The sequence below is a fragment of the Pseudomonas ovata genome (assembly GCF_003131185.1).
GTDB lineage: Bacteria > Pseudomonadota > Gammaproteobacteria > Pseudomonadales > Pseudomonadaceae > Aquipseudomonas > Aquipseudomonas ovata.
The window spans coordinates 160,597-186,620 of record NZ_QFFU01000011.1 but is presented as its reverse complement, the minus strand read 5'-3'; the positions used below and the strand labels follow the sequence as shown (position 1 = coordinate 186,620).

At 63.0% G+C, this 26,024-nt stretch carries 20 protein-coding genes and 1 pseudogene; 7 read left to right on the top strand and 14 right to left on the bottom strand.

Features of this window, described 5'->3' with window-relative positions:
- Positions 1-300: 300 nt before the first annotated feature.
- The 4 genes from DGA31_RS16605 to DGA31_RS16590 form a co-directional block, all read right to left on the bottom strand.
- Positions 301-1,644 carry a putative bifunctional diguanylate cyclase/phosphodiesterase gene (locus DGA31_RS16605; RefSeq protein WP_109513304.1) on the bottom strand — a complete coding sequence of 448 codons (1,344 nt, stop codon included), beginning with the start codon at positions 1,642-1,644 and terminating at the stop codon, positions 301-303.
- Between the two features lie 151 nt (positions 1,645-1,795).
- Positions 1,796-2,743 (bottom strand): SphA family protein, encoded by a 948-nt coding sequence (locus DGA31_RS16600; protein WP_109513303.1) that lies wholly within the window; start codon positions 2,741-2,743, stop codon positions 1,796-1,798.
- A 114-nt stretch (positions 2,744-2,857) separates the two neighbouring features.
- On the bottom strand, positions 2,858-3,625 hold the full coding sequence (locus DGA31_RS16595; RefSeq protein ID WP_109513302.1) for a coniferyl-alcohol dehydrogenase: 768 nt from the start codon (positions 3,623-3,625) through the stop codon (positions 2,858-2,860).
- Between the two features lie 39 nt (positions 3,626-3,664).
- Entirely contained in the window at positions 3,665-5,140 is a 1,476-nt protein-coding gene (locus DGA31_RS16590; protein ID WP_109513301.1) for a benzaldehyde dehydrogenase, read from the bottom strand.
- 279 nt (positions 5,141-5,419) lie between these two features.
- Here DGA31_RS16590 and DGA31_RS16585 point away from each other — a divergent pair, with 279 nt between their 5' ends.
- The 3 genes from DGA31_RS16585 to DGA31_RS16575 all read left to right on the top strand — a co-directional run bounded on the left by DGA31_RS16585 (position 5,420) and on the right by DGA31_RS16575 (position 8,861).
- Positions 5,420-7,210: a sigma-54-dependent Fis family transcriptional regulator gene (locus tag DGA31_RS16585; protein WP_109513300.1), complete on the top strand. Its 1,791-nt coding sequence runs from the start codon at positions 5,420-5,422 to the stop codon at positions 7,208-7,210.
- Positions 7,211-7,510: 300 nt separating this feature from the next.
- The gene (locus DGA31_RS16580; RefSeq protein WP_056836599.1) at positions 7,511-7,843 is read left to right on the top strand and encodes a hypothetical protein; all 333 of its coding nucleotides are present in this window, start codon (positions 7,511-7,513) and stop codon (positions 7,841-7,843) included.
- 112 nt (positions 7,844-7,955) lie between these two features.
- Positions 7,956-8,861: a LysR family transcriptional regulator gene (locus DGA31_RS16575; RefSeq protein WP_109513299.1), complete on the top strand. Its 906-nt coding sequence runs from the start codon at positions 7,956-7,958 to the stop codon at positions 8,859-8,861.
- Here the strand turns inward: DGA31_RS16575 and DGA31_RS16570 are convergent.
- From DGA31_RS16570 to DGA31_RS16550, 5 genes are read right to left on the bottom strand one after another with little or no spacing between them, the layout of a single operon-like run.
- Entirely contained in the window at positions 8,858-9,235 is a 378-nt protein-coding gene (locus tag DGA31_RS16570) for a cyclophilin-like fold protein (RefSeq protein ID WP_241509608.1), read from the bottom strand. The two genes, DGA31_RS16575 and DGA31_RS16570, sit on opposite strands and share 4 nt — an antisense overlap.
- A 59-nt stretch (positions 9,236-9,294) precedes the next feature.
- On the bottom strand, positions 9,295-10,323 hold the full coding sequence (locus tag DGA31_RS16565; protein WP_109513297.1) for an XdhC family protein: 1,029 nt from the start codon (positions 10,321-10,323) through the stop codon (positions 9,295-9,297).
- A gap of 18 nt (positions 10,324-10,341) precedes the next feature.
- The gene (locus tag DGA31_RS16560; RefSeq protein WP_109513296.1) at positions 10,342-12,528 is read right to left on the bottom strand and encodes a xanthine dehydrogenase family protein molybdopterin-binding subunit; all 2,187 of its coding nucleotides are present in this window, start codon (positions 12,526-12,528) and stop codon (positions 10,342-10,344) included.
- A 17-nt stretch (positions 12,529-12,545) separates the two neighbouring features.
- The gene (locus DGA31_RS16555) at positions 12,546-13,538 is read right to left on the bottom strand and encodes an FAD binding domain-containing protein (RefSeq protein WP_109513295.1); all 993 of its coding nucleotides are present in this window, start codon (positions 13,536-13,538) and stop codon (positions 12,546-12,548) included.
- Positions 13,525-14,280 (bottom strand): 2Fe-2S iron-sulfur cluster-binding protein, encoded by a 756-nt coding sequence (locus DGA31_RS16550; RefSeq protein ID WP_421957977.1) that lies wholly within the window; start codon positions 14,278-14,280, stop codon positions 13,525-13,527. The genes DGA31_RS16555 and DGA31_RS16550 overlap by 14 nt, the downstream gene beginning before the upstream one ends.
- A 347-nt stretch (positions 14,281-14,627) precedes the next feature.
- On the opposite strand from DGA31_RS16550, the gene DGA31_RS16545 reads away from it, so the two are divergent.
- The 4 genes from DGA31_RS16545 (at position 14,628) to DGA31_RS16530 (ending at position 19,535) form a co-directional block, all read left to right on the top strand.
- A complete protein-coding gene (locus tag DGA31_RS16545) occupies positions 14,628-15,518 on the top strand; it encodes a LysR family transcriptional regulator (protein WP_109513293.1) in 891 nt (296 codons plus the stop codon).
- A gap of 70 nt (positions 15,519-15,588) precedes the next feature.
- Entirely contained in the window at positions 15,589-16,119 is a 531-nt protein-coding gene (locus DGA31_RS16540; protein ID WP_056836602.1) for a sigma-70 family RNA polymerase sigma factor, read from the top strand.
- Positions 16,116-17,060 carry a FecR family protein gene (locus DGA31_RS16535; RefSeq protein ID WP_109513292.1) on the top strand — a complete coding sequence of 315 codons (945 nt, stop codon included), beginning with the start codon at positions 16,116-16,118 and terminating at the stop codon, positions 17,058-17,060. Before DGA31_RS16540 ends, DGA31_RS16535 begins: the two co-directional genes overlap by 4 nt.
- A 75-nt stretch (positions 17,061-17,135) precedes the next feature.
- Positions 17,136-19,535, top strand: coding sequence for a TonB-dependent siderophore receptor (locus tag DGA31_RS16530; RefSeq protein WP_109513320.1), 2,400 nt, complete (start codon positions 17,136-17,138; stop codon positions 19,533-19,535).
- Positions 19,536-20,177: 642 nt separating this feature from the next.
- Here the strand turns inward: DGA31_RS16530 and DGA31_RS30795 are convergent.
- The 5 genes and pseudogenes from DGA31_RS30795 to dctA all read right to left on the bottom strand — a co-directional run bounded on the left by DGA31_RS30795 (position 20,178) and on the right by dctA (position 26,021).
- Entirely contained in the window at positions 20,178-20,933 is a 756-nt protein-coding gene (locus DGA31_RS30795) for a methyl-accepting chemotaxis protein (protein WP_421957976.1), read from the bottom strand.
- A 102-nt stretch (positions 20,934-21,035) separates the two neighbouring features.
- A pseudogene (locus DGA31_RS30790) lies at positions 21,036-21,761 on the bottom strand (cache domain-containing protein); the annotation flags it as partial.
- 169 nt (positions 21,762-21,930) lie between these two features.
- Positions 21,931-23,184, bottom strand: a complete 1,254-nt coding sequence (locus DGA31_RS16520) for an OprD family porin (RefSeq protein WP_109513290.1) — start codon at positions 23,182-23,184, stop codon at positions 21,931-21,933.
- A 95-nt stretch (positions 23,185-23,279) separates the two neighbouring features.
- On the bottom strand, positions 23,280-24,584 hold the full coding sequence (locus tag DGA31_RS16515; protein WP_056836610.1) for a CitMHS family transporter: 1,305 nt from the start codon (positions 24,582-24,584) through the stop codon (positions 23,280-23,282).
- 126 nt (positions 24,585-24,710) lie between these two features.
- A complete protein-coding gene (gene dctA / locus DGA31_RS16510; protein ID WP_109513289.1) occupies positions 24,711-26,021 on the bottom strand; it encodes a C4-dicarboxylate transporter DctA in 1,311 nt (436 codons plus the stop codon).
- Positions 26,022-26,024: the final 3 nt, after the last annotated feature.

Genomic DNA, 26,024 nt, shown 5'->3' with positions numbered 1-26,024 from the left:
GCCTTGGCGCGGCGCCAAGGCGGTATGCCGTGGTGCAGCAGACATGGGACCAGGTAGGAGCGCGCTTGCCGGAATGCCGGACCACCGCGACCGAGTGCGCAGCGCTCGCAAAATCTCAAAAACGCCGAAAATCTGCAGCGCATGACGAAAAATTTGTGAAACGCTGAAATTTTACGACTGCTAACGCAGCCGGTCGCGGGCAAGCGCGCTCCTACGGTTTGTGTAGCGCCCGGACTCAAGGCATGACGCACATCCCGTAGGAGCGGCTTCAGCCGCGATGGCCATACTGCGGCCCATCGGCTACGTTTGTTGAGCCTGGATAAATTCACTCACCGGTACAGGGCGACCAAACAGGTAGCCCTGAAAGGCCACGCAGCCCATTTCGGCCAGGCAATCACGCTGCGCCGGGGTTTCCACACCTTCGGCAATAGTGGCCACGCCGAGCACACCCGCCATTTCAATGATCTTTCTCACCAGTTCGCGTTTGCTGGCGTCGTTTTCCAGGTTGCTCACGAACGACTGGTCAATCTTGAGCTCATCCAGCGGTAGCGCCTGCAGCAAGGACAGCGATGAGAAGCCGGTGCCGAAATCGTCCAGCGACCAGGAAATACCCTCCTGGCGCAAGGCTTTCATTTTCGAGGCGATCAATTGCAGATCACTGGCCAGGGTGGACTCGGTCATTTCCAGGCGCAGGCGGTTTGATGGAGCACCGACCCTGGTCAGAATCGCACGCACATCCTCGACAAAACCGGGAGAGGCCAGTTGCAAGGGGCTGACATTGACCGACAGCATCAGGTGATCGGCACCGGGTAACTGTGACCAGGCCTTGAGGTGCCGACAGGCCAGCTCCAGCACCATCAGGCCGATTTCATGAATCAGCCCGGTCTCTTCGGCCAGCGGGATGAACTCGGCCGGTGACTGCACGCCATGACCAGGTCGGTCCCAGCGCAGCAACACTTCGGCGCCAATAATCCGGCCTTGCGTCGAGACCTGCGGTTGCATGAAAGCACACAGTTCATGCTGGGCCAGGGCCCTGGCCAGCGCGGCGTATTGCTCGACCTTGCTGCTCAGGTCTTCGCGAAAGATCGCCAGCACACCAATCGTCAGCACCATGGCCGTGAGGCAATTCAAGGCATGACCGAGTTCATGAATCTCGGCCGGCAACAGTTCAAGCGGGGCGCCGAAACTCACCGGGTGAATGGCCAGCAGCACCAGCATGGCAAAACACAGGCTCGGGAACACCCAGCGCAGGTAGACACCCTCGCTGCGAAACAGCAAGAACGTCGCCACGCCAATCGGTATGAAGAACAGATGCGTCGAGCGTGAAATCGCCGCCGTCGGTGTGTCGGCGATGCTGGCAAACAACGTCATGAGCACCAGTACATGAGCAATGGTGCCCAGCGAGAAGCGCTCCAGTTTTCTGGACAGGTACAGGCAGGCCGACCCTAGCAGCATCAGCGCAAACAACAGTAACGCCAGCACATCCATGCCGTGGCTGGCGTAATAGATGCCCCAGCCCAGGCCATGCAACACACAGGCGCCACCGCCAAAGCGCAGCAGGCGCTGGATGCGCGGCCATTGGGATTTATCGGGAAATTTGCGTGCGACCCACTCCCTGCTCCACTGCGAGCGTATTTCTTTCACACCAGGCCCTTTTATGCGGTCAAGTCACGGCTGCCTGACCCTTCGCAAGGCGGCATTTGCATGAAATCCTGGCGCCCTCTGTCAAAGGGCGGCCAGGGCGCATTATGGATGCAATTCATGCAGCACGCGCTATTGAATGACCGCGACAGACCTAGAATTTATGCAACCAATTGAGCACCATCTTGTTGCCCTGGGTGCGGTTTTCCGCCTCCTGCTCGAAGTAGGCATTGACCGACAGCACGTTCTCCTTGTTGAACGCATACACCAGCCCCGGGCCGATGGCCCAGACCTTTTCCCGGCGCCCGCTGACGGCGTGGCCGTCGACCTCGGTGTCGGTGATCTGCTTCAACCAATAGCCATTGAGCCCCAGGCTCAGCGACTGGTCGATGGCGTACTGCAACGTCAGGTTGGCGTGCAGCGCCTGACCGGCCTGGGTGTCGGAGACTTCGCCGAAAGCGACTTGAGGGTCATCGTTCTTGCCGTTCCACAGGTACATGAAGCGCCCGCTGGCCGACCACTTGGGATTGAACCAGTAGGTGGCCGCGTAGTACGGATTGAACGACCAGAAGTTGCTGCCGGGGTTGATCGAACGCCCGCGATCGTAGCTGCCCACCGGAATCGCCACGTCGACCTCGACGCGCTGGGTCAGCAAGGGACTGCCATCGGCGCGGGTCAGGGTCGGCAGTTGCAGGAAAGGGCCGACGATGACATCACCGAAACCGGCACGGGAACTGAGCGCCGCATTGTTCAGGCCATCGTCGACATCGACGTGTGCCAGCGAAGTATTGATGACGGTAAAGCCCGGCATGGCGCCGTTGGCCAGCGGCTGACCCAGGTAAATGATCTGCGTGGTCGGCGCCACCACTTCCAGGTCCTGCCGGGGCAATGGCAGTTTGTTGCCATTGGCGTCGTTGAAACGGCTGGCCCGGGAATACGTCAGGTACTCCTCCAGGTACCAGCCGGGACCGGCCGGCGCCGGTGAGCCGTCATAGAAGCTGGTGCTGCCCAGATTGAGGCCGGGCAAGTCATAGGCCTGGGTGGCTGACGACAATGCACACAATGTCATGGGCGCAACGATCCGCAAGAATGGCTTGAGCATCTTGTAAGTCCTGTATTTTTGTTGTTGTTCAAGACCCCACAGTCCTGTGGGAGGCAGCTCTGCTGGCGACAGCGGTGCAACAGGCGCCGCAGAGGTGCGGGTTGTCAAACGCTGCTAGACATAGGTCGCGGCCAGCCCTCCGTCCACCGGCAGGTTGACGCCATTGACCCAGCGCGACGCGTCCGAGCACAGAAAGGCAATCACCGCCGCCACTTCATCGGCCAGCGCCGGGCGCGTCATGCGCGTGCTGTCCTGCGCCACCCGCTCAGGCCCGAGCATGCTGACAAAATCCCTCAGGATGGGCGTGAACACCGGCCCCGGCGCCACGCAGTTCAGGCGCACGCCGTGGTCGCGAAACCAGGCCTGCGATTGCGCAAAGCTCCAGACGATCAGCGCTTCCTTGAAGTACTGATAGCAACCGTCCTGCGCCACCGGGTTGGCCGCCAGCCACTGACAGGCCTCGGCGTGGTCGCGGGTGGCCGCCAGGGCCTTGTGCCGCTCAAGCCGTTGCGGCCATTGCGCGCCCAGCACCGAGGCCACATTGACGATGCTGCTGCCGGCAGGCAGACGCGGTAGCAGCTTTTGGGAGAGGTGACGCACGCCCAGGTAATTGACCGTGGCCACGGCCTCGACCGGCGCCGTGCCGGGCACCCCCGCAATGTTGCACAGCGCATCGACCCGCTCCGGCAGGCGAGCCACCAACGCCTCGATGCTGGCTGCATCACCGAGGTCGGCCTGGAAGAAACCGTCCAGGGTCAGTTGCGGCTCATGGCGATCCACGCCGATTACGCGGGCGCCTTGAAAGCGCGCCAGCCGGGCCACCTCGGCACCAATGCCAGATGCCACGCCAGTCACTACCAGGGTTTTATTGTGCAGGTTCATGTTCAGCCCTCTTGTTTATTGTTGTAAGGCAAAGGGGAATCAGAAGGGATAGGCAGGCGGCACATTCTTGACCGTGACCCACTGCCACTGGCTGTATTCGTCCCAGTCGGCCGGCCCGCCCACGCTGCCGCCATTGCCGGAGGCGCCGCGTCCGCCAAAGGGGTTGCTGCATTCGTCGGCCACGGTCTGGTCGTTGATGTGCAGCAGGCCGCAGTCAAGCTGCTCGCCGATGGCCATGGCGCGCCCCACCGAAGGCGAGATCACCGCCGCCGCCAGGCCGTATTCGGTACGGTTGGCCAGTTCGATGGCCTCTTCGTCGCTGGCAAAACTGACCACCACCGCCACCGGGCCGAAGATCTCGTGCTTGAACGCCCGCATGCCCGGACGCACCCCGCTAAGCACGGTGGGCTGGTAGAACAGCCGGTCGTAGTCGCCCCCCGTTTCCAGCCGGGCACCGGCCTGCACACTGTCGTTGACGATGTCGTGCACGCGCTGCAATTGCCGCGCGTTGATCAACGGCCCCAGCGCCGCTTCGCCACGGGCGGCATTGCCCACGGTCAGCGCCCGGGCCTTGGCCACCAGCTTGCGGGTGAATGCCTCGGCGATGGACTCATGCACCAGGATCAGACCGGTGGCCATGCAGATCTGCCCTTGATGCAGCCAGGCGCCCCAGGCCGCATTATTGGCGGCCTGGTCCAGGTCGGCGTCTTCGAGAATGATCAGCGGGTTCTTGCCGCCCAGTTCCAGCGCCACTTTTTTCAGGCTCTGCCCGGCCACGGCGGCCACCTTGCGCCCGGCATCGGTCGAGCCGGTAAAGGCGATCATGCGCACATGCGGGTCACGGCACAGCGCCTCACCCACCGGGGCATCGCCTGGCAACACCTGTAACAGTCCCTTGGGCAGGCCGGCCGCCTCGAACAGCCGGGCGATGAGAAAACCGCCGCTGACCGGTGTCTGCGGGTCGGGCTTGAGCACCACCGCATTGCCGGCGGCCAGCGCCGGTGCCACCGAGCGCAACGACAGGATCAGCGGGAAATTGAACGGCGAGATCACCCCGACCACCCCGTGCGGCAGGCGCTTGGCGTATGACAACCGCCCTGCGGCGCTGGGCAGCACCAGCCCGTGCGGTTGCGACAACAACCCTGCCGCCTGGTGCAGCAGCACGATGGCCTCGCGCACCTCATGCTCGCCCTTGAACAAGGCGCCGCCGGTTTCCCGGGCCACATACAGTGCCAGCTCGGCAAAGGCCTGCTGCGCCACGGCAGCCGCCTTGCGAAAAATCTCGGCGCGTTCACGCGGGCCCAGCGCGGCCCAGGCCGGCTGGGCCTTCGCGGCCTGCTCGCAGGCCTGGGCCATGTCGTCGGGCGTGGCCATGGCGCAGCGCATCAAGGGCTCGCCGGTGGCGGGTTCGATCACCGGCAGCACGGTTCCCGAGCCGGGAATCCAGTCGCCGTTGAACAGGCATTCGCACGTAAGCGCACGGTGCAACAAAGGGGTGGTTTCAGTCACTGACATGGCAACTCCGGTTCTTATCATTGTCATCGCTTGCACCGGTCTTGAACGGTGTAAACGCCGCAACAAGCCTTGAGCAAGGGCTGTGCCGTCGGGCAGCCGGCCTTCGAAAATAAAAGGTCGATGCGTCTGCCCGGCGGCTTTGCACGGCTCGTGCCTTGGCCTGCTGCTCAGGCCCGGTAAAAACCTGCAACCAGACGCTTGTTCATTTGAGAAGGTTATGTTTAATAACTATCTCACCGGTTGTTCATATCGTTAACCCAGCGTTACAGGGGCCGAACAATGACTCACCCTCACGATGCCCAGCCTGACCCTGCCGACTACCATCCGCGCGGCGATAGCCGGCAATTGAGCGACAGCAGCTCGCCCACCCCGGCCGAGCTGACCGACTGCCTGTTCTTTTCTCCCGAAGACGGGCGTATCTGGCTCAATGACCAGCGCATGCTGCTGTTGCACAGCTCTTCGTTCGGCGCCTTGCGCCGCGAGATCATCGAGCGCCTGGGGCTGGAGCAGGCGCGTGGCCTGTTCACCCGCACCGGCTACGGCTGCGGCGCCCGCGACGCACGGCTGATCCGCGAGCGCTGGCCGCATGCCGATGCCGCCGCCGTGTTTCGCGCCGGCACCCACCTGCACACCCTCGAAGGCATGGCCAAGGTGCAACCGCTGCACTTCAAGTTCGACGCTGATTCGGGCTTCTATGAAGGCGAGTTTCTCTGGCACCATTCCTGCGAGGCCGATGAGCATCTGGCCGCCTACGGCATTGGCCAGGACCCGGTGTGCTGGACCGAAATCGGCTACGCCATCGGTTTCGTCAGTGGCCTGTTCGGGCAGATGGTGATTTTTCGCGAGGTGCAGTGCCGCGGCATGGGCCACGACTGTTGCCGGGTCATCGGCAAGACTGCCGAACAGTGGGGCGATGTCGGGCAGGATCTGGGCTACCTGAATGCCTCGCAGGCCGTGCCCCGCCCCGACGTCGCGCTCCAACCCGGTACACCGCCAGCCAAAGCCGCAACGGGCAGCGCGCCACCGACCCTGATCGGCGCCAGCGCCGCCTTCAATGCCGCCAGCCAGGCGCTGCAGCGGGTCGCCCTGACCCCGGCCACCGTGTTGATCAGCGGCGAGTCCGGGGTGGGCAAGGAAATGTTTGCCCGCCAGCTGCACCAGCTCAGCCGTCGCCGTGACAGCCCCTTCGTGGCCCTCAATTGTGCGGCGATTCCGGACAACCTGATCGAAGCCGAGTTGTTCGGGGTCGAGCGCGGGGCCTACACCGGCGCTACGCATTCAAGGCCCGGGCGCTTCGAGCGCGCCCAGGGCGGGACGCTGTTTCTCGACGAAATCACCTGCCTGAGCCTGCCGGGGCAAAGCAAGTTGCTGCGTGCCTTGCAGGAACGGGAAATCGAACGCATCGGCGGGGTGCGCGAGATCAAGGTGGATGTGCGTGTGGTGGCGGCCACCAATATCGACCTGCGCCAGGCGGTGGCGGATGGCTCCTTTCGCGAAGACCTGTTCTACCGCCTCAATGTCTACCCCATCGCCCTGCCGCCGCTGCGCGAACGCCGCGATGACATTCCGTTGCTGATCGACGCGTTTCTCAAGCGCTTTTGCCAGGACTATGCGCGCACCCCGGCCGGTCTGACCATGCGGGCGCTCAAGGTACTGCTGCGCTACCCCTTTCCGGGCAACGTGCGCGAGCTGCAGAACCTGATCGAGCGCGGCCTGATTGCCAGCGATGACGGCCAGCCCATTGATCTGGTGCACCTGTTTCGCAATGAACCGATGCCATCGGACCCTTACGAAGTCGACGGCCACGGCAGCCTGTCGACCGCCGCCCTGCGCCAGGCCGCCTCGGCTGCCACCGCAGCGCCGGCGTTACTGGAAACGTTGGGGCAGCAGGACCCGGGCTTCTCTATCGAAGGGCTGGAGGCGCGGCTGGTCACCGAGGCCTTGCAGCACAGTGCCGGCAACCTGGCCGCCGCCGCCCGCTTGCTGGGCCTGAGCCGGGCGCAATTTGCCTATCGCCTGAAGAAGCACCAGCGGCGGGTCCAGAATCCATCGGTCTCATCAACTGCGTAGGAGCGACCAACGGTCGCGAAGGAGCCAGCCCAGCCAGCCCCCTGCCGCGCCTGTGCTGTAGCTTTCGCGACCGGTGGTCGCTCCTGCGGGATCGTGCCGTTCTTACGTTGTAGACCTGCAAAGGTCATGAAATCACCTTGGCTGATAGGCATTGGCCACTAGTACACGTGTGCTAATGACCGGGGCACGGGGCATCGTTATAGTTTTTCTCACCCACTCAACGCAGCGCACGCACGGCAAATCGCCCATGCGAGGCCTCGTTGCGCGTCGAAAAAACCGATAGCCCAAGGAAGAAGTCCGATGAAACTGCATGCCCCTGCTACCCGTCTTGCCCTGCTGAGCGCCCTGTTCATCGCTGTTGCCGGGTGCAGCAATATGAAGCCCACCGAGGATCACCTCAAGACCCTGGCCGAAACCAACACCGGCGAGTCGGTCTCACGCGTGTCCAATGTGCGCAGCGACTCCATGCAGACCTACTTCACCGCCAGGACTTCGGCCGGCGACTACAACTGCTCGGTGCCCAGCGGTACCACTGGCGGGATGATGGCGGTGTCCACCTTCGGGCTGGTCAAGCCCACCGCCGTGTGCCAGCTCAAGGGCACGCGTGGCAATGCGTTGCAGCCATTTCAGTGAGCCTGCGGTGCCACACGCACACCGGGCCCTATCAGGCATTGTCATAGTCGGCAAGGGCACAAACGGGGCATTATAGGCATACCGATACCGCCACCATTGAGCCGTTGCCTGCATGCACGATAACCTGCTGCGTGATTCCTTCCCGGGCCTGAAGGTGTTCTTTGCCGTGGCCCGCGAAAGAAGCTTTACCCGAGCCGCCGCCCATCTTGGACTGTCGCAGACGGCCGTCAGCCATGCCGTGAGCGGATTGGAAAAGAAGCTGGGGGTACGGTTGCTGATCCGCAACTCGCGTCGAGTGATACCCACCGAGGCGGGCGAGCGGCTGCTGGTGCATGTGGCGCCGCAGTTTGCCGAAATCGACGCCGAGCTGGCTGCCTTGTCCGAGTTGCGCGACAACCCGACAGGCACGATCAGAATCACCGCCTCCGACCACCCCATCAGGACAGTGATCGCGCCAAGGCTCAAGTCATTCTTGCCTTTGTATCCCGGCATCAAGGTAGAGCTGTGTGCCGATAACGGTTTGACCGACATCGCCGCCAAGCAATTCGATGCCGGCGTGCGGCTCAGCGAGGCTGTGCCGCAGGACATGATTGCCGTGCGCATCAGCCCTGATGTGCGTTTCGCGGCCGTCGCCACCCGCCGCTACTTTGCCGAGCACCCGGTTCCCCACCAGCCTGACGACCTGTTGCAACACAACTGCATCAACCTGCGACTGCCTACCTATGGCGGCTTATGGCCGTGGGAATTCGAGCAGCACGAGCGCATTGTCAACGTGCGGGTCGACGGCCAAATGGTGTTCAACAGTATCTACGATTGCCGCGATGCTGCCGTGGCCGGCCTGGGCATTGCCTATGTTCCCCAGGACCTGGTCTTGCCCTACATCGACAGCGGGCATCTGGTGCATGTCCTGCAGGACTGGAGTCCCTACTGGACCGGCTACCATCTGTTCTACTCAAGCCGGCGGCAGACGTCCGGGGCCATGGCACTGCTGATTGCCGCGCTGCGCCATAGCGGTTAATCGACCCGTTCGATACGCACAGTCACCGTGCCGGGACGATCGAATATCGAGACATCGCCAGTCACCTGGCCCAGCACGACAATTCCGGGCTGCGGGACCCGACCGCTACGGTAGTAGATAACGAAGTGATCAGGCCCCCACAGTCCCAGGGTGCCTTTGGCAAAGTCTTGCTGGCGTGGTGCATGCGGCAAGGGCGCTGACAGGCTGCCGGTCTTTTCCTGGCGCAAGTGATCGCTCATTTCCACGGTGACCGGCAACGCCTTGAGCAATGCCTGCGCGGCCTGATTGTCGCCGAGCGTGGCCGAGACCTGACCCCATTCGGATAAAATCGAAATGCGCGCCTGAGCATCGGCACCGGTTGCCAGAGCACTCAATACAAGACCTGCTGTGATTACCCTTATTGATCGCATTGTCCCTTGACCTCCTTGATTCATTAATGGATCTGAGTGGCGCGGGCCGCTTCATGCTGTTGCTTGGCCTGGGCCACTGACATGGACGCAGGCACCGTTACACCGTTCTTGATGGCCAGCACTTCGGCCATGACACTCACTGCGATTTCGGCCGGGGTCTTGCTGCCGATATAAAGGCCGATGGGACCGCGCAAGTCCTGCAACGACTCTGCAGTTTCAGAAAAGTAAGTTATCAACCGCTCACGGCGCTGCTGGTTGTTGCGCCGCGAGCCAATGGCGCCGACGTAAAAAGCCGGACTGTGCAGCGCGGCCAGCAGCGCCAGATCGTCCAGCCGGGGATCATGAGTCAGGGCAATCACGGCACTGCGCGGGTCGGGTTTGAAGGTGCGCACCGCGTCATCGGGCATTTGCGTGTCCAGATGAACGCCGGTGACGGCCCAGGCCGCCATGTATTCCAGGCGAGGATCGCACACCGTAACCGTAAAGCCGTTGAACTGCGCCATGGTCGAGAGGTATTGCGCCAAGGCACCGGCGCCGATCAACAGTAACCGATAGCCAGGACCGAGTGTATTGACAAGGTACCGCCCATCGAAACCAGGCGCTTGCGCAACGGTTCCGGGCTTGAGCTGCACGCTGCCTTCGGTCAGGCAGACCGTGCGTTGCACCAGGGCGCCGGTTTCCAGCCGGGTCATCAGCTCCTTCAGCGTGTCGAGGTCGGGCGAAAACTCCAGTACCAACTCCAGGGTGCCGCCACACGGCAGACCAAACCGGTGTGCTTCGTCGGCACTGACGCCGTAACGTACCACCTGCACAGGCGTATCAGGCAAGCCGGCACCGCCATATGCGTGGGTGTAACGCTCAATCAGATCATCTTCGATGCACCCGCCCGAAACACTGCCAATCGTCCGCCCGTCCTCGCGCAAAACCATCATCGCCCCTACCGGGCGCGGCGAAGAGCCCCAGGTTCTGACCACTGTGGCCAGCACCACCCGGTGACCGGTCAGTGACCAGTCACGTGCCGCGCGCAAGACCATGACATCAATGCTGTCCATGCCCACCTCCTGCACGGTTCACAGCAGTTTTTCCGGTGTGATGGGCAAGTCGCGGATACGTCGGCCGGTGGCGTGCCAGACCGCATTGGCAATGGCGGCCGGAATGCCTACCATCCCCAGCTCGCCCATGCCCTTGACGCCCAACGGGTTGACCACCGTGTCGTCTTCTTCGACAAACAGGGTTTCGATGCTGTGGATGTCAGCGTTTACCGGCACATGGTAATGCTGCAGGCTGGCATTGATGATGCGTCCATAACGGTGATCGACTTCTGTGGCCTCTTCCAGCGCCATGCCGATGCCCCACACCACCCCACCTATCTCCTGACTATGCGAGGCCAGTGGGTTGAGGATCTTACCGCAGGCACTAATCTCGACCACTCGCGTGACCTTGACGACCCCCAGCTCGGGATCCACCTTGACCTCGACGAACTGGGCACCATGAGCCAGCGAGGCATACTTTTCCCGCTCCGGTGAAGGTGTGCTGTGATAAGTCTCGCTGATTTCCCGGATGTCGTTGCAACGCATGACCTGGGCGATGTCCACAGCGCGCGACGGATCGGACTTGAGCTGCAGTCGTTCCCCGAGCATTTCCACCTCACCAGCTTCTACCCCTTGCAACGGCGAGGCGATTTCGCGGTTGGCCAGTTCGAGCAGCCGTGCCGTGATGGTCAACGCCCCACCGCGAACCGCCGAACCGACGCTGGACGTCGTCCACGAGCCGCCCTGTGCCGGCGCCTGGGGCTGACGCGTATCGCCCAGTTCGAACTTGACCTGGCCCAGTTCAATGCCCAGAAACTCGGCCGCAATCATGGTCATGACCGTGTAGGTGCCCGGCCCGATGTCGCTGGTGGCGCTGGAGACACTGGCAGTACCGTCGATGTGATAGGTCACGTTCGCACTGGCCGGCTGCTGAAAGGCGCCCCACACACTGGTGGCCATGCCCCACCCCACCAACAGTTTGCCGTCACGCATCGAGCGCGGTTCGGGCATGCGCTTGCTCCAACCGAATTTCTCGGCCCCCAGCAGGTAACACTCACGCAAGGCCTTGCTGGAAAAAGGCTTGCCGCTTTCAGGGTCGACCTGCGCGTAATTGACCAGACGCAGTTGCAGCGGGTCGATTTTGAGGGCGTAGGCCAGTTCATCCATGGCACTTTCCAGCGCAAACATGCCGCTGACCGCGCCAGGCGCACGCATCCAGGTGGGGCTGGCCATATCGGTGGCGGCGATCTTGAGAGGCGCGTCGAGGTTTTGACAGGCATACACCTGGCGGATAAACCCTGTGGTGTTGTCCGAAAAGGCTTCAAACGACGAGGTGTTATGAAAGGCCTCTTGAATGATGGCCTGCAACTTGCCGTCACGGTCGGCCCCCAGGCTGACCTTTTGCAGGGTCTGAGGCCTATAGCCGTGCGCGGTGAACATCTGAGCCCGGGTCAGTACTACCTTGACCGGACGCTTGAGTTCACGGGCAGCCATGGCGGTCAGGGACGGGTAGTAATTGGGCTTTAGCGAAGCGCCGAAGGCCCCCCCTACAAAAGGCGAGATCACGCGAATCTGGCTGGCCGGCACTCCAAGGCCTTCGGCCAGGTGCTTTTGTACACCGTAGACGTTCTGGGTCTTGTCGAACACCGTCAACTGCTCGCCCTTCCAGAAAGCGATGGCCGCGTGCGGCTCGATCGGATTGTGATGCTCGACAGGAATCCGGTACTGGGCGCTGACCTTGACAGCAGCGTGTTGCAGTGCCGCGGCCGGATTGCCCCGGGGTGGCACGTTCCCGGGGGCGGCGACGGCGCGATCCAAGACCTGTTCAAGGTCAGTCTGGTGCGCGTCGGTCTGGTACGAAACGCTCAACAACCGTGCCCCATGCCGCGCCTGCTCATAGGTTTCGCCCACCACCAGGGCAATCGGCTGGCCATTGAAAAATACCTGATCGCTCTGCAATGGCCAGGACCATTGCGGCGTTGCGCCAGCCTTGGGCGCCTCGCCCAGACGACCAGCATTGAGATGGGTGAACACCCGCACCACTCCGACGGCCTGTTCAGCCTGGCGGGTATCGATGCGGGTAATCCTGCCCTTGGTCACGGTGGAGAGGACCACAAAGCCATAAGCCAGGTGCGGCACCTGAAACTCGGCAGTGTATTTGGCCTTGCCCGTTACCTTGGCGATGCCGTCGACGCGGGTTGTTTTCTTACCTAGATAGCGTGCCATGCGGGTACTCCTTGCAGTCAGGCCAGGTGGGCCGCACGCATCAATGCGCGCACTACCGATCGCTGGCTCAGTTCCACTTTGTAGGCGTTGTGGTCGAGTGGGCGAGCGTCGCGCAGGGCTGCCTGGGCGGCCAGGCGGAAGGTCTGTTCATTGGCGGGCTGTCCGGTCAGCAGCGCCTCGGCTGCGGCGCTGCGCCAAGGCTTGTGCGCCACGCTGCCCAGCACGATCCGCGCCTTGACGATAGTGCTGCCCTTGAGCTGCAGGGCTGCGGCAACCGCGACCATCGCGAAGGCATAGGAGGCCCGGTCGCGTACCTTGAGGTAGTACGAATTGGCCGCAAAATCACCAGCCGACACCGGCAGTTCAATGGCCATGATCAGGTCGCCCGGCTCAAGGCTGGTATCGCGTTGCGGGGTGTCGCCCGGCAGGCGATGAAGATCGCCGATCGGCATCAGCCGCTCCTGCCCGCTGGCGCTGCGAACCCGGATGTTGGCATCGAGCGCGTATAACGCGTTGGCCATGTCGCCGGGATAGGTGGCCACGCACGACTCGCTCCAACCCAGAATCGCATGGATCCTGTTAAGCCCCTCGCGGGCCCCACAGCCGCTGCCGGCGTGGCGTTTGTTGCACGGCATCGCGGTGTCGTAGAAATAATTGCAACGGGTGCGCTGCAACAGGTTTCCACCATTGGTGGCCATGTTGCGCAACTGCCCGGAGGCACCGGCGACAATGGCCTGTGACAACAACGGGTACTGCTCGCGCACCAGCGGATGGTTGGCCGTTTCGGTATTGCTGGCCAAAGCCCCCAGGGACAGGCCGGCCCGGCTACGCTGGATCCGTGCCAAGGGCAACTGCGAAATGTCCACAAGGCGCGTGGGTTGCTCGACGTCCTCTTTCATCAGGTCCAGCAGGTTGGTGCCGCCTGCCAGAAACCGGGCTTGTGCGGTAGCCACGACAGCAGTGGTCGCCGACGCCACATCCTGTGCCCTTACATACTCAAACGGTCTCATGACCACCCTCCTGGCTGATCATTGCCAATTGCGTTTCGCTGGCAAAACCCCAGGTTTGAACGGCCTGGCGGCCTGAGTGCACCTGCTGCACAGCGGCAACGATGCCCGGGTACGCGCCACAACGGCAGATATTGCCGCTCATGCGCTCACGGATCTCATCGTTGCTCAGATAAGCCACTGGCTGGCGTGGGTCGGCACTGACATGGCTGATGTCGCCGCGTTGCGCCTCGTCGAGCATGCCCACCGCCGAGCAGATCTGGCCTGGTGTGCAATACCCGCACTGGAAGGCATCGTTCTGGATAAAGGCCGCCTGCACAGGGTGCAGGCGCTCGCCTTGGGCCAGGCCCTCGATGGTGGTGACCTTGCGTCCCGCAAGCGAGGCCGTCAGGGTCAGACAGGCAAGTACCCGTTTGCCATTGATCAAGACCGTGCAGGCGCCACACTGCCCCTGATCGCAACCTTTCTTGGAGCCGGTCAGGCCCAGATGTTCACGCAGTGCGTCGAGCAGTACCGTGCGCGAGTCCAGTTCCAGAGTCTGCCAATGGTCGTTGACCGACAGCGCGACCTTGACGACGTTTTGCGCCTTGATGGGTGCTGTCACGGCACCTTCGGCCAGGGGCATCGAGGCCAGAGCCGACTCCTGGGCCAGCAGATTGGCCGCGAACAGTCCAAGCCCGCCTGCCGCCGAGGTGATCATGAACGTACGTCTTGACTGGCCGATACCACTCAAGAGATGTGGCATCTGCTCAAGCAAGAGCGCTTCATCGTCATTTAATTCGATCGGCGGATTGTCGGTGCAGTCAGGGGCCATAGCCTGTTCCTTCATCGAGAGCGTTTGATTGCATGCCCACCCGGCATGTTCGCAAGGCCGCAATTTAACCCGCCGGCTGCTGCACGTCGTAACGCTACGGCGAATGGCTACATGAGCCAGATCGATAAATAAGAAAAAGCTGGAACGCTAAGCGAACAAGCATCAGGATCGCGTTTGCCTCTGTCCCCCTTGTTTTACCAAAGCAACAACCGCGCAGGCAGTCACTCTGGTTACAGCGCTTAGTTACAACTTGCAACATTCATGCACTGGATCGATAAATGCGCAAAACCCCCTACGTCGACCTGCTTGCCCTGATCGCAGTGGCTCACGAACGCAGCTTCACGCGCGCAGCGGCCCGGCTCCAGGTTTCACAATCAATGCTCAGCCACACCATCGGCAAGCTCGAAGAGCATCTGGGCGTTCGCCTGCTGACCCGCACCACACGCAGCGTGTCAGTGACCGAAGCCGGCCAACGCCTGCTTGATGGCGTGCAGCCCAGATTGCAGGCCATCGAAGCCCAGTTGCGCTTGATCGCTCAGTCCGGGCAGATCGTGGCCGGCACCTTGCGCATAGGGGCGACCGAGCACGCCATCGACACCCTACTCTGGCCCAGGCTGTCGCCGCTGCTGGCCGCCCATCCGCAACTGAGCATCGAACTGTATGCCGATAACAGGACTGTCGAAAACGAGGCACGTTATGACTTCACTGTGCGCTTGGGCGATGAACCGCCCAAGGACAACACGGCGGTGCGTATAGGTCCCAACCTACCGATGGCGCTGGTGTGCGCGCCCGCTTGCAGGGTCGGTCGGTCCCTGCCGGACACGGCGCACGAGCTGGCCGGTCAGCCGTGCATTGCCTTACGCGCAGGCCCCGGCGGCCCCCGACCAGGTTGGGTATTGAACCAGGCCGGACAATCTTTGCGGATCGAGATCGAGGCACGCCTGAGCTTCGACAGCTTCAATCAGGTGCTGCGCGCCGCACTGGCAGGTCACGGACTGGCGTATGTGCCACTGGATCTTGCCCAGGCTCATCTGGATTCAGGCGCCTTACTGGCGGTAATGAGGCATGGCTGGCATGCACCAGGCGGGTACCACCTTTACTCGACGCAGCGTGGTGAAGCGTCCCCCCTCACTCACCTGTTGATCCAGACCCTGCAGTACAACGGCTGAAGACACACCTGTTGCATCGCCGGTGGCTTACCGGCATCATTTGATAACAATTTTCATTACCTTTTAAGCCATGACGCCACTCGCTTCCACTGCCACGCCTCTCAGTGCCCGCAACCGTGTGCTGCATCAATTATTTGGCGATCATCATAACTGGCTGTTGGGGCGGTTGCGGGCGCGGCTGGGCTGCCGGGAAGAAGCCGCCGACATGGCGGCGGAAACCTTTGCCCAAGTGGTGGCTGCACCTGACCTGCAGGCCATCCGCGAGCCGCGGGCCTTGTTGACGACCATCGCCAAGCGCCTGGTGTTTGCTTCCTGGCGCCGCCGTGACCTGGAACGCGCCTACCTTGAAACCCTCGCGCAGCAGCCTTTTACCTATGCCCCTTCGGCCGAGGAACAGGCCCAGGCCCTGCAAGCCTTGTGCGCGCTGGACAGCCTTCTGGAAGGCTTGTCACCCATGGGCCGCAGTGCGTTCCTGTACAGCCAGCTGGATGGCCTGACCTACGCCGAAATCGGCCAGCGCCTGGGCATTTCTGCGCCGCGTGTGCATGCCTATGTGGTCAAGGCGCTGGGCCTGTGCTACCTGGCGCTGGAACCGGCATGAGCGCAGGCCATTTGCCGCAGGCAGTGGCCGAAGCCATCGAATGGCTGGCACTGCAACGCTCAGGGCACATGACCGCCGTCGAGCAGCAGCACTTCGAGCAGTGGTTGCACGCCAATGCCGACAACCGCCAGGCCTGGCAGCGTCTGGAGCAACGCCTGGGCCAGGCGTTCAGCCAGGCGCCCGAGCAATCACGCGAGCTGTTGCTGCGGGCCGGGGCCGGGCGTCGGCACCTGCTGCGCGGGGCGCTGGGTATCGCCGGGCTCGGTCTGGGTGCGGCATGGCTACACAGCCAGGGGCTATGGCCGCACCTGGCCGCCGATCTGCACACCGGGGTGGCGCAGCGCCGGCCGTTCACCCTCGTCGATGGCAGCCGGGTACTGCTCAATGCCGGCAGCCGGGTCGATCTGGATTTCAAGGCGCAGCAACGCACGCTGATCCTGCATGAGGGCGCCTTGAATATCGAAGTGGCCGCCGACCCGGTGCGGCCGCTGGTGGTGCGCACCCGCTTTGGTGAAGCCCGGGCGCTGGGCACGCAGTTCAGCGTCGCCCTGGATCAGCGCGGGGCGCAGGTGTGGGTGCAGTCCTCAAGGGTGCAGGTCTCGGTGGCCCATGCAGCGCCACTTGAACTGCGCACTGGCCAGGGGGCCTGGCTCGATGGCCACAACGTGCGTCGGCTGGACCCAAGCCAGGCCCGCGCTGCCGCCTGGGAAGACGGCCTGCTGGAAGTGCATGATCAATCGTTGGACACGGTCATCCAGGCCTTGCGCCCTTACCGCCACGGCTGGATGCGGATCACGCCCGAGGCCGGCGCCTTGCGCGTTTCCGGGGTGTTCCGGCTCGACGACAGCGAACAGACCCTGCGCACCTTGCAGGAGGTGCTGCCCATCAGCGTCCGGCAACCCCTGGGTTGGTGGACGCATATCGACCTGCGCGCACAATAATTTTTGCAGCCCGTTAATAAACACCCCGCTCGCGCCACAAGGCTGGTATCGACTGACCTCATGAAGACCGCCGCCATGCTTGTGCCCCTGCGCTTGACCCTTTCTCCCCTGGCCCTGGCCTTGAGCCTGACCGCACTCGACAGCGTGGCCGAACCGGCGCCGGCACCCGCCATGCGCCAGCAACTGCTCGATTTTGACCTGCCGCCTGCCGCGCTGGACGCGACCCTGACCGCCATTGCCCGGCAAAGCGGCCGGGGCATCGCCTTCAGTGCGGGGCTGACCCGTGGCCTGAAGGCTTCGGCATTGCGTGGTCGCTACAGCGCCGAGCAGGCCGTGCAACAAGTGCTGCAGGGTTTGCCGTTGCAGTTGAGCCTTACCCCCGGCGGCACCTTGAGCGTCGAGCCGCGACGTGAAGCCAGCGTGCAACTGGCGCCCATCGATATCCAGGGCGCAAGCCCTGCACAAGACGCCTGGGGTCCGGCCTACAGCCGCGTGGCCACCCACAGTGCCAGCGCCACCAAAACCGATACGCCGCTGATGGAAACCCCGCAGTCGATCTCGGTGATCACTCGTGAAGCGCTGATCGAGCGCCAGCACAGCAGCCTGGCCGACGTGCTCAACTACACCCCAGGCGTGGTCGCCCAGCCCAATGGCTACAGCCGCGTGGCCGACGACTACCGCCTGCGCGGCTTCGACATCGGCCCGCGCACCGGCGGCGTGTTGCGCGACGGCATGAAAATGCAGAGCACCCAGTTCGAAGGCGGCCAGGAGCCCTATGGCCTGGAGCGGGTCGAGGTGCTCAAGGGTGCTTCCTCGGTGCTGTACGGCCAGTTGGCGCCCGGCGGCCTGATCAATACCGTCAGCAAGCGCCCGACCCTCGGCCCGCTGCATGAAATCAACCTGGAATACGGCAATCACCAGCGCCGCCAGGTGTCCACCGACCACAGCGGTGCGCTGGACGACGAAGGCCGTTTCAGCTATCGCCTGACAGCGCTGCAGCGTGACAGCGGCACCGCCTTTGATGCCATCGACGACGACAAAACCTATATTGCTCCGGCACTGGCCTGGCAAATCGCCGACGACACGCGCCTGACCCTGTTGGCCACCGCGCAACGCACCCGCACCACCCTGACCCCGCCGATGCGCTATGACCTGACGGTGTACAGCCCCAACCCGGGCTACAAGGTGCCGTACGACCTGTTTGCCGGCGAGCCGGATTACGACGATTACGACGGTACCGTGCACACCGCCGGCTACCTGTTCGAGCACCGCTTCAACGAGCACCTGCAACTGCGCCAGGCGGTGCGTTACTTCGAGTCACGCGTCGACTACGACTACATCACCCTCAACACCAGCCGCATCAGCGGGCCGAACCTGTCGCAACTGTCGCGCAGCTATAACAGCCGCGAAGACCTGGCCACCGGCTGGACCAGCGACAACAGCCTGCAACTGGACCTGGACGCCGGCCGTTGGCAACACACCGTCCTGGCGGGCCTGGACTACTACCGCAAGACCTACGATAGCCACCGCTACAGCGGCAATGCCCCGGCGCTGGACCTTGCCAACCCGGTGTACGGCAACCTGCCGCAGGTCGATCGCAGCATTGATCGCGGTTCGGACCTGCATGCGCGGCAACTGGGCCTGTACCTGCAGGAGCAGGCAAAATTCGACCAGCACTGGGTGGGTTTGCTGGGCCTGCGCCAGGACTGGGCCGACAGCACCACGCGCACCTACCGCGACGGCGCCCGGACCACCACGGACGACAGCCAGCTCACCGGCAGAGTAGGCCTGGTGTACCTGACCGACAACGGCGTGGCGGCCTATGTGAGTTACAGCCAGTCGTTCCTGCCGGCCAGCGGCAGCGGCAGCGATGGCAAGGCCTTCAAGCCCACCGAGGGCGAACAGTACGAGATCGGCCTGCGTTACCAGCCCGCAGACCGCGAGCTGCTGATCAGTGCGGCGCTATACCAATTGACGCAAAGCAATGTCACCAGTTCGATTCCAGGCTCGGACTTCGACGAGCAGACCGGCAAGGAGCGCAGCACAGGCCTTGAAATCGAGGCCAAGGGGCAACTGAGCGAAAACCTGGGGTTCAGCGCCGGCTACGCCTACACCGACGCCCATGTCATCGCCGACAACGACGCGCAGCTGGAGGGCTCACGCATCGAAGGCACGCCTTACCACAGCGCCTCGTTGTGGCTGGACTACCGCCTGGCAGCGCTGGGCCTGCGCGACGTCAGCGTCGGCGCCGGCGCACGCTACAACGGCACCACCCACACCCTGCCCAGCATCAGCGACCGCAAGATTGCCGCCTACACCCTGTTCGATGCGCGCATCAGCTACGCACTGGACGCGCACTGGCAACTCAGCGCCCGCGCGCAGAACCTGACCAACGAGCGTTATATGTACTGCGCCAACTCCTGCCGCTATGGCGACGAGCGCAGCCTGGTGGGCGCCGTCAGCTATAACTGGTAGCACTCACGGTCACGCTGCCAACGCGGGGCTGGCTGTAGGAGCGCGCTTGCCCGCGACCGAGTGCGCTAGCGCTCGCAAAATCTCGTAAACGCTGAAAATCTACAGCGAATGACCGCAAAATCTCGGAAACGCTGAAAATTTACGACTGCTACGCACTCGGTCGCGGTGGTCCGGCATTCCGGCAAGCGCGCTCCTACCTGGCCCCATGTCTGCTGCACCACGGCATACCGCCTTGGCGCGGCGCCAAGGCGGCAGGTGGTTACGCACTGGACGCGCACTGGCAACTCAGCGCCCGCGCGCAGAACCTGACCAACGAACGCTATATGTACTGTGCCAACTCCTGCCGCTATGGCGACGAGCGCAGCCTGGTGGGCGCCGTCAGCTATAACTGGTAGCGCTCACGGGCACGCTGCCAACGCAGGCTGGCTGTAGGAGCGCGCTTGCCCGCGACCGGCTGCGTTAGCAGTCGTAAATTTGTGGCGTTTCCAAGATTTTGCGGTCATTCGCTGTAGATTTTCAGCGTTGCGAAAATTTTGCGAGCGCTTCGCACTCGGTCGCGGGCAAGCGCGCTCCTACCTGGCCCCATGTCTGCTGCACGACAGCGCGGTGTCAGCGACACAGGATACCCAATAAGGCATTAAGTCAGATCCTGAACTGCCCCAATAACTGCTGCAGGCGATGGCCGATGGTGTGCAGCGCCTCACTGGTCTGGACACCGGTACGGGTCTGTTCGGCGACGCTGTCGATGGCGTCGGCAATCTGATGCACGCTGTGGTTGATCTCGTGGGCCACCGCGGTCTGCTCTTGGGCCGCGCCGGCAATGTGTGCGTTCATTTCGTTGATAGTGCCGATCAGCCCGACGATGGTGCCCAACGCCTGGCCGGCCTGGGCCGCCTGGGTGCTGGCGCCCTGCCCGGCGTCGCTGGACTGCTGCATCGAGCCCACCACGCTGGCGGTGGTCCGCTCCAGGGTTTCGAGGGTGGCCTGGATTTGCTGGGTGCTGCGCTGGGTGTGGCTGGCCAGTGCACGCACCTCATCGGCCACCACGGCAAAGCCGCGCCCCGCGTCCCCGGCCCGGGCGGCCTCGATGGCGGCATTGAGCGCCAGCAGGTTGGTCTGGTCGGCAATCGAGCGGATCACATCCAGCACGGTGACGATGGCCGCCACATCGTTCTGCAAACTGTGCAGCGAGCCGCCGGCCTCGGACAGGCTGGCGGTCAGCGCCTGAATGCGGGTATGGCTGTCGTCCACCACCTGGCGGGCGTAGCGCGATTGCTGGTCGGTTTCCAGGGCCGCACCCGAGGCACTGCGCGCACTGGCCGCCACTTGCAAGGCGGCAGTCGACATCTGGTTGATCGCAGCGGCCACCTGCTCGGCTTCCTGACGCTGCACGGTCATGGCCTGGTCCATCCGCGCGCTCTGCCCGGCCACCTCGCCCACCGCCTGGTCCAGTTGCCCGGCCATGGCGACGATCTGGCTGACCAGCCCGTGAATCTTGTCGACAAAGGCATTGAACGACACCGCCAGTTGACCCAGCTCATCACGGCCGGTGACCGGCAGGCGGCGGGTCAGGTCGCCTTCGCCGGCAGCGATTTCATCCAGGTGCGCACGCATGCGCATCAAGGGCCGCAAGCTGTTGTTGGTCAGCCAGAGCGCCAGGGTCGCAATGACCAGCAGCAATACCAGCGCGGCAAGCGCCACCCCGGTCACCAGGCTGCGCACCCGCTCGGCCATGTGTTCGCGGACTTCGGCGACCTGGCTTTCGATACGGTCCAGATTCACCGCCGTGACCACCACCATGTCCCATTTGGCCAGGTAGAAACTGTAGGCGAGCTTGGGCACCACCTGATCGGTGTTGACCAGGGCCCCGGCATAATTGACGTAATGTTGCTGGTTCTTGGCCGCCGCAACCATGTCGCGGTTGAGGTACACGCCGTTGCGGTCCTTGCGCTCGCTCATGTTGACGCCAACACCCTCGCGGCTGTCGCCGCGAAACAGGCGCACCACCTGGCTGTCGTAGCCAATGAAGTAGCCGTCGTCGCCGTACTTGATCTTTGACAGCCGGGCAATGGCCTGCGCCCGGCTGGCCCGGTCACCCTCGGCGGCCGGTTCGTACAGGTCGGCCACGGCGGTGCGGGCGATGCTGGCGTAGTCCTTGAGCTGCGCCCGGCTTTGCTCAAGCAGCCGCTCACGGGTTTCAAGCACATCCTGTTCGGCGCGCTCCATCAGCGTGGAACGGATGGCGACACCGATCAGCAGGGCAAAAAACAGCACCGGCAATACGGTCAGCAGCAGTATTTTCGATTTGAATGACACCGTTTGCGCTCTCTGTCCAGGCGGATGAATACTTGCTCCCTGCCGGGCACGCACCGCGGTGCATGCCCTGGACTGCGCTCTACCAGAGGGCAATGTCGTAGGTCAGGTAAAGCCGGTTGCTGTCGCGTCCGCGCGAGAAGTCGGAGCGGTAGACGTAGTTGCGCAACTTCACGCCCAGCCCCTTGAAGCTGCCGGACGGCACGACGTAGGCCAGCTCGGCATCGCGCTCCCATTCCTTGACGGTGGTGTTGGACTTGCCGTCATTGCCGCTCAGGTAACGGGTCGAGAAGGTCAGGCCCGGCACGCCCAGTTGCTTGAAGTCGTAGGCATAGCCGAGCATCCAGGTTTTCTCGTCTTCCTCGATGAACTTGCCGATGCCGACGTTGCTGAAGGAGTACACCGTGGCGCCGCTGATATACGGCAGGCCGGCATCGCCACTCAGGGCCTGGTAACCGGCGTTGAAGGTGTGGCCGAGCAAGGCGTACGACAACTGGCCGCTGAGCATGTGGTTGTCGACCTTGCCATCGTAGGCCGCGCCGGTGTCATTGCTCTGGAAGTAGCGCAGGTCGCTGGTCAGCACCCCGGCGCCCAACGGCAGGTCATGCTGGATGCCCGCAAAGTGCTGCCGGTAGAAGTTTTCCAGCTCGCCGAAGAAATAACTCAGGCGTACGGTCTTGCCCAGCTTGTACTCGGCGCCGGCATAGCTGAAGTCATCCGTATGGGCACCGCTGTAGCCATCGGGCCTCAAGCCCACACTGTCACTGGAATCACGCAGTTTGAAGCGATCAAGATGGCCGCCCGACAGGGTCAGGTTCTCGATGTCGGTGCTGCTGACGCTGGCGCCCTGGTAGGTTTGCGGCAACAGGCGTGCATCGTTGTAAATCAGCACCGGCGTGCGCGGCAGCAAGGTGCCGTACTTGACCGTGGTTTTGGCAAATCGGGCCTTGGCGGTCATGCCGGCACTGGAAAACTCATCGGCCGCACGGCCATCGGCGTGCACCGGCAACAGCCCGGTGCCGCTGCGACCACGGCCGGAATCGAGCTTGACGCCCAGCAAGCCGATTGCATCAAGGCCAAACCCCACGGTGCCCTGGGTGAAACCGGACTGGTAATCGAGCAGAAAGCCCTGGGCCCATTCGGTGCGTTCGCTCTTGGCAGTGCGTGCCGCGTTGGCACTCAGGCCGTGTTCATCACGAAAGTTCTCGTTGAAATACACATTGCGCAATTGCAGCTTGAGCTTGCTGTCATCGATAAAGCCTTCGGCGCCGGCGGTGGCCACCGGCAACAGCGCCAACAGGGGGTACACGGCACCACGGGTGAGCAAAGTGTTCATGGCAAACGACTCATTGTTGTTATTGAGGACGCAGCCCACCGCACGCCTTCTATATAAAGAAGGCGTTTTACGGAGGGATCAAAAAGGCAGGTGAATCAGACGAACAGGCTGATGGCGCCGGTCAGCAGGGCCAGGGCGGTAATCACCAGGGAGGTGAGCACCGCCCACTTGACCGTGGCCCGCTGGAAATCACCGATGTCGCGGTCGACCATGCCGACCAGCAACAACGTCGAGGCCACCAGCGGGCTCATCAGGTGCACTGGCTGGCCGAGGATCGAGGCGCGGGCGATTTCCAGCGGCGAAATACCGTAGGCCGCGGCGGCATTGGCCAGAATCGGCACCACACCAAAGTAGTAGGCATCGTTGGACAGCACGAAGGTCAGCGGCATGCTGGTAATCGCCACCACCAGCGGGAACAGGTGGCCCCACGACGGCGGAATCCATTCGACCAGGGTTTGCGCCATGGCATCGACCATCTTGGTGCCCGAGAAAATGCCGGCGAAGATACCGGCGGCAAACACCAGCAGCACCACGGTCATGGCATTGCCCGAATGCGCCAGGATGCGCTCTTTCTGGATGTCCAGTTGCGGGTAGTTGATCATCAGGGCGATGACGAAGCCGATCAGGAACAGGACGGCCGAGTGCATGACGCCCATCACCAGCGCGATCATGACCGCGATGACCAGCGCCAGGTTGACGTAGGCCAGCTTCGGACGCTTGTGCGGGGTGTCGCCGAGGATCTCGTTGATGTAGCAGTTGCCGCCGCCGCTTTGCAGCTCGATATTGCCAATGCGCTTGCGCTCGGCACGGCCCAGCAGGAAGGCGGTGAACACCACCCACATCGCGCCGCCGATCATGGTCGGCAACAACGGCACGAAGTATTCACCGGCATCCAGCCCCAGCGCTGCGATGGCCCGTGTCGCCGGCCCGCCCCACGGGGTCATGCCGCTCATGATGCTCAGCGACAGCATGGCGATAGTGGCCAGGATCATCGGGTTCATGCCGATGCGCTTGTACAGCGGCAGCATGGCCGCACAGGTGATCATGTAGGTGGTAGTGCCGTCGCCGTCCAGGGCGACTACCAGCGACAGCAAGGCGGTGCCGATAGCGATTTTCATCGGGTCGCCGTTGACGCGCTTGAGGATCTTGCGGATCAGCGGGTCGAACAGGCCGGCATCAATCATCAGGCCGAAGAAAAGGATGGCAAACAGCAGCAGCGCCGCCGAGGGCGCCACCATTTTCAGGCCGTCGAGCATCATTTTGCCGGTGGTCGGCGCAAAGCCGCCGATCAGCGCGAACACGATGGGCACCAGGGTCAGGGCGACGATGGGCGACAGGCGTTTACTCATGATCAGGTAGGTGAACACCACGACCATGGCCAGGCCGAGCAGAGCGAGCATAGGAAATTCTCTTTTTGTTATTGGCTGCTTGGCCGATGCGCAGGCGCACGGCCTCCCGAGCGCCAGGCTTCCCGATGATGGGAGCCCGGCGCCTGTGTTTTCAAGGCGTTATTGGGGGTAAGGCGGTTAGCTGTGTCGGGCAGACGCCTGGGTGTCCCAGGACTCAGCAGTGGTGTTGACCGGTTCAGTGATCTTGCCGTCGAGCGTGTCCTGCAGCACCTGGCGGTCGCAGCCCTTTTCCGACAGCGCGATGACCACGGTGGCCACAGCATTGCTGGCCAGGCTGGTCAGGGCCCGTGCTTCGGACATGAAGCGGTCGATACCGATCAGCAAGGCCAGGCCTGCCAGAGGAATGTCGTGGATCACGGTCAGGGTCGAGGCCAGTGCCACGAAGCCGCTGCCGGTCACCCCGGCGGCGCCTTTGGACGACAGCAGCATGATTGCCAGCATGGTGATCACCTGCCCGGCGCTCAGGTCGATGTTGCAGGCCTGGGCAATGAAGATGGCCGCCAGCGACAGGTAAATGGCCGTGCCGTCGAGGTTGAACGAGTAGCCGGTGGGCAACACCAGGCCGACGATGCTTTTCTTGCAGCCCAGGGCCTGGAGTTTTTCCAGCATGCGCGGCATCACCGGCTCCGTCGAAGAGGTGCCCAGGACCACCAGGAACTCTTCACGGAAATAACGCAGCAACTTCCACAGGCTGAACCCGTGGGCCCGACAAATGCTGCCCAGCACCACAAAGACGAAGAAACCGCAGGCGACGTACAGGGTCATGATCAGCTTGGCCAGCGACCCCAGCGAAGTGATGCCGTACTGGCCCACGGTAAAGGCCAGGGCACCGAATGCGCCGATCGGGGCGAAGCGCATCAGGTAGGCGAAGATCTTGAACACCATGTGCGAGGCCGATTCGAGCACCGTCAGCACCGGCTTGCCGCGCTCGCCCAGCGATGACAGGGCAAAGCCGCTGAGCACGGCAATGAACAGCACCGGCAACACTTCACCCTTGTTGAACGCACCGATGAAGGTGTCGGGGATGATGTGCATGAAGAACTCCACCACGCTCAACTTCGCCGCCGAGTCGGTGTACTGCGACAAACCCTGAGTGCTCAGGCGGCTGGGGTCGATGTTCATGCCCGCGCCTGGCTGGAACAGATACACCGCACCCAGGCCGATGAACAGGCTGACCACCGTCAGCCCCAGAAACAGCAGCAGGGTCTTGCTCAGCAGGCGGCCCAGCGAACGCTTGTCGCTCATGCCGGCAATGCCGGTGACGATGGTGCAGAACACCACCGGCGCGATCATCATCTTGATCAGTTTGATGAATGCATCACCCAGCGGCTTCAGGGCCACGGCCTGCTGCGCCCAGAAGTGCCCGACCAGCACCCCCAGGATCACGGCGCAGACAATCTGGAAGTAGAGCGATTTGACAACTTTCATGGC

What these genes read in the sequence shown, in the direction of transcription:
- DGA31_RS16560 (WP_109513296.1), bottom strand. Translation starts at nt 12,528, where the DNA reads ATGGCACGCTATCTAGGTAAGAAAACAACCCGCGTCGACGGCATCGCC.
- DGA31_RS16595 (WP_109513302.1), bottom strand. Translation starts at nt 3,625, where the DNA reads ATGAACCTGCACAATAAAACCCTGGTAGTGACTGGCGTGGCATCTGGC.
- DGA31_RS16550 (WP_421957977.1), bottom strand. Translation starts at nt 14,280, where the DNA reads ATGCCACATCTCTTGAGTGGTATCGGCCAGTCAAGACGTACGTTCATG.
- dctA (WP_109513289.1), bottom strand. Translation starts at nt 26,021, where the DNA reads ATGAAAGTTGTCAAATCGCTCTACTTCCAGATTGTCTGCGCCGTGATC.
- DGA31_RS16600 (WP_109513303.1), bottom strand. Translation starts at nt 2,743, where the DNA reads ATGCTCAAGCCATTCTTGCGGATCGTTGCGCCCATGACATTGTGTGCA.
- DGA31_RS16540 (WP_056836602.1), top strand. Translation starts at nt 15,589, where the DNA reads ATGACGCCACTCGCTTCCACTGCCACGCCTCTCAGTGCCCGCAACCGT.
- DGA31_RS16565 (WP_109513297.1), bottom strand. Translation starts at nt 10,323, where the DNA reads ATGGACAGCATTGATGTCATGGTCTTGCGCGCGGCACGTGACTGGTCA.
- DGA31_RS16585 (WP_109513300.1), top strand. Translation starts at nt 5,420, where the DNA reads ATGACTCACCCTCACGATGCCCAGCCTGACCCTGCCGACTACCATCCG.
- DGA31_RS16555 (WP_109513295.1), bottom strand. Translation starts at nt 13,538, where the DNA reads ATGAGACCGTTTGAGTATGTAAGGGCACAGGATGTGGCGTCGGCGACC.
- DGA31_RS16545 (WP_109513293.1), top strand. Translation starts at nt 14,628, where the DNA reads ATGCGCAAAACCCCCTACGTCGACCTGCTTGCCCTGATCGCAGTGGCT.
- DGA31_RS16590 (WP_109513301.1), bottom strand. Translation starts at nt 5,140, where the DNA reads ATGTCAGTGACTGAAACCACCCCTTTGTTGCACCGTGCGCTTACGTGC.
- DGA31_RS16580 (WP_056836599.1), top strand. Translation starts at nt 7,511, where the DNA reads ATGAAACTGCATGCCCCTGCTACCCGTCTTGCCCTGCTGAGCGCCCTG.
- DGA31_RS30795 (WP_421957976.1), bottom strand. Translation starts at nt 20,933, where the DNA reads ATGACCGTGCAGCGTCAGGAAGCCGAGCAGGTGGCCGCTGCGATCAAC.
- DGA31_RS16520 (WP_109513290.1), bottom strand. Translation starts at nt 23,184, where the DNA reads ATGAACACTTTGCTCACCCGTGGTGCCGTGTACCCCCTGTTGGCGCTG.
- DGA31_RS16575 (WP_109513299.1), top strand. Translation starts at nt 7,956, where the DNA reads ATGCACGATAACCTGCTGCGTGATTCCTTCCCGGGCCTGAAGGTGTTC.
- DGA31_RS16535 (WP_109513292.1), top strand. Translation starts at nt 16,116, where the DNA reads ATGAGCGCAGGCCATTTGCCGCAGGCAGTGGCCGAAGCCATCGAATGG.
- DGA31_RS16515 (WP_056836610.1), bottom strand. Translation starts at nt 24,584, where the DNA reads ATGCTCGCTCTGCTCGGCCTGGCCATGGTCGTGGTGTTCACCTACCTG.
- DGA31_RS16530 (WP_109513320.1), top strand. Translation starts at nt 17,136, where the DNA reads ATGCTTGTGCCCCTGCGCTTGACCCTTTCTCCCCTGGCCCTGGCCTTG.